Raw genomic sequence first — 2117 nt, 5'->3', positions numbered from 1 at the left:
TGCTCTACGCCCTCAACCCCATGGTCGGCGTCATCGACGGCTTCCGCTGGGCCATCCTCGGCGGCGCGGCACACATCTACTGGCCGGGGTTCATCCTGAGCTGGGGCCTGATCGCCTGCTTCCTGTGGCTGGGCATCCGCCAGTTTCGCCGGATGGAAAGGAGCTTTGCGGATTTTGTGTGAGAGTGAGGGGTGAGGGGTGAGGGGTGAGGGGTGAGGCGTAACGAGACGGGCCTTGATCGTAATCCCGGCCAGCGGCGTGCGTAGTCAGGGCTTCCAGCCCTGACGGTGTCAGGCGCCGCGGCCGGAGGGGTCGGAACGCTTACGACGCACCGTGCGGCGGTGTCCGTACCCAGCAACATCGCCAAACAGCGATGATCGATTACATCCTCGGCGTCTTCGATCACGTGCTGGGCTGAGCGATGGCGCAACCCGTTCATTTCAGGGCTGTGGTCGACCGGATCCAGCGCCACACCCCGAATGTCGCCACTTATTGGCTGCGCTCAGACAAACGCCTGCCGCGCTTCTTGCCCGGACAGTTCATTCACCTGACGCTGGATGACTATGATCCTTCTGTGCCTTCATGGAGGCGGCCCTGAGCCAAGGCGCCTTGCCCATCGAGCAGGCAACATTGCACTACGGCGCCCAAACCCCGGACCTGCTCATCTACCGCCCCCTTGCCGACCGCTGCGCCGCCGAGGTCCCCGGTTTCCAGGTCCGCTACTACGCCGAGCACCAGACAGCCAGCATCGATCTAACCATCCACCCAGGCCGAATCAACCTAGCCCAGATCATGACCAACACCGCAGCCCCATCAATGGCAGCCTTCTACCTGAGTGGCCCCAAGCCGATGATCGAATCCTTTCGCGACAGCCTCATCACCACCTACCACCTGTCGCCAAACAACGTGCTCATCGACGCCTGGGAATAACCAAACACCCCGCAACCCTCGATACTTTAACGATGCGAGACCCCGTCATTCAAACCCTGCGTCAAGCACTGAGCCAACGCCTCGGCCCGCACCTCCGTGGACTCTGGTTGTTCGGATCGCGGGCACGCGGCGACGCACGCGAGACCTCCGATTACGACGTTTTGATCATTGTCGACGAAAAGACGCAGGATATCCGGGATCGCATTCTCGACGTGCAAGTCGACATCCTTGACCATCACGACGCCCTGGTGGCCACCTTGTTGCGAACCGAGGACGAATGGCGCCGCAGTCAAGGCTATCCACTCGCGCGAAACATCGCCCGCGAGGCGGTTCGCTTATGACCCCCGAGAGCGGGGTCCTCTTGACGGCCGCCGAAGCCAAACTCAAAGCCGCTAAAATCTTGCAAGGCTCAGGACTTTATGGCGATGCCGCATCGCGTGCCTACTATGGCGTTTTCCATGCCATCAGTGCCCTTCACCTGGCATCCGGTAATAGCTTTTCGAGCCACGCGCAATTGATCGGAAGATTCAACAAAGACTTCGTCCACACCGGTATCTTTGCACCAGCATTCACACGCATCCTGACCCGCCTCTTCGAAGACCGCCAGCTCGGAGACTACGATGCAACGGCAGAAATCACTCCCGAGCAAGCCAACCAGGACATCACAGACGCGCACCAAATCATTCAAGCCATCCGCACTCACTTAACCCCTAAAACTTAAAACTCCCGATGGACTTCTCCCCTTATTATGCCGGCAAAACGGTCCTGGTCACCGGTCATACCGGCTTCAAAGGCGCCTGGCTCTGTGAATGGCTGCTGATGCTCGGCGCGCGCGTGGTCGGGATCGCCCTGCCGCCCAACACCACCCCCTCACTGTTCGAGCAGTTGGGCCTGGCCGAGCGGGTCGCGCACCACCTTCAGGATATTCGCGAGCCAGCCGGGCTGACCCGACGGGTCATCGACGCCGCGCCAGACTATGTTCTCCATGGGGCTCTATGTCTCCCCCGTGGGCTTCAGCTCCAGCGTCATCCCGGAACAATGGCGGCTGCTCTACGCCCTCAACCCCATGGTCGGCGTCATCGACGGCTTCCGCTGGGCCATCCTCGGCGGCGCGGCACACATCTACTGGCCGGGGTTCATCCTGAGCTGGGGCCTGATCGCCTGCTTCCTGTGGCTGGGCATCCGCC

At 61.4% G+C, this 2117-nt stretch carries 3 protein-coding genes and 3 pseudogenes; all 6 read left to right on the top strand.

Annotation, left to right across the window (positions count from 1 at the left end; translation table 11 throughout):
- Window positions 1-182: pseudogene (locus QZY48_RS08630) on the top strand (ABC transporter permease); the annotation flags it as partial.
- A 400-nt stretch (window positions 183-582) separates the two neighbouring features.
- Complete coding sequence (locus QZY48_RS08625; protein ID WP_295430148.1) at window positions 583-930, top strand: hypothetical protein; 348 nt, start codon at window positions 583-585, stop codon at window positions 928-930.
- 32 nt (window positions 931-962) lie between these two features.
- Window positions 963-1271 (top strand): nucleotidyltransferase domain-containing protein, encoded by a 309-nt coding sequence (locus QZY48_RS08620; protein WP_295430146.1) that lies wholly within the window; start codon window positions 963-965, stop codon window positions 1269-1271.
- A 20-nt stretch (window positions 1272-1291) separates the two neighbouring features.
- On the top strand, window positions 1292-1651 hold the full coding sequence (locus QZY48_RS08615; RefSeq protein WP_295430144.1) for a HEPN domain-containing protein: 360 nt from the start codon (window positions 1292-1294) through the stop codon (window positions 1649-1651).
- Window positions 1652-1659: 8 nt separating this feature from the next.
- Window positions 1660-1863: pseudogene (locus QZY48_RS34685) on the top strand (NAD-dependent epimerase/dehydratase family protein); the annotation flags it as partial.
- A 43-nt stretch (window positions 1864-1906) separates the two neighbouring features.
- A pseudogene (locus tag QZY48_RS08605) lies at window positions 1907-2117 on the top strand (ABC transporter permease); the annotation flags it as partial.

This window comes from uncultured Thiodictyon sp., assembly GCF_903828115.1.
In the GTDB taxonomy this organism is placed as follows: Bacteria; Pseudomonadota; Gammaproteobacteria; order Chromatiales; family Chromatiaceae; genus Thiodictyon.
This window is presented reverse-complemented; position numbering and strand designations above follow the sequence as displayed.

Bases quoted from the DNA above. Each gene is read 5' to 3' on its own strand.
- QZY48_RS08625 (WP_295430148.1), top strand. From the start codon at position 583: ATGGAGGCGGCCCTGAGCCAAGGCGCCTTGCCCATCGAGCAGGCAACA.
- QZY48_RS08620 (WP_295430146.1), top strand. From the start codon at position 963: ATGCGAGACCCCGTCATTCAAACCCTGCGTCAAGCACTGAGCCAACGC.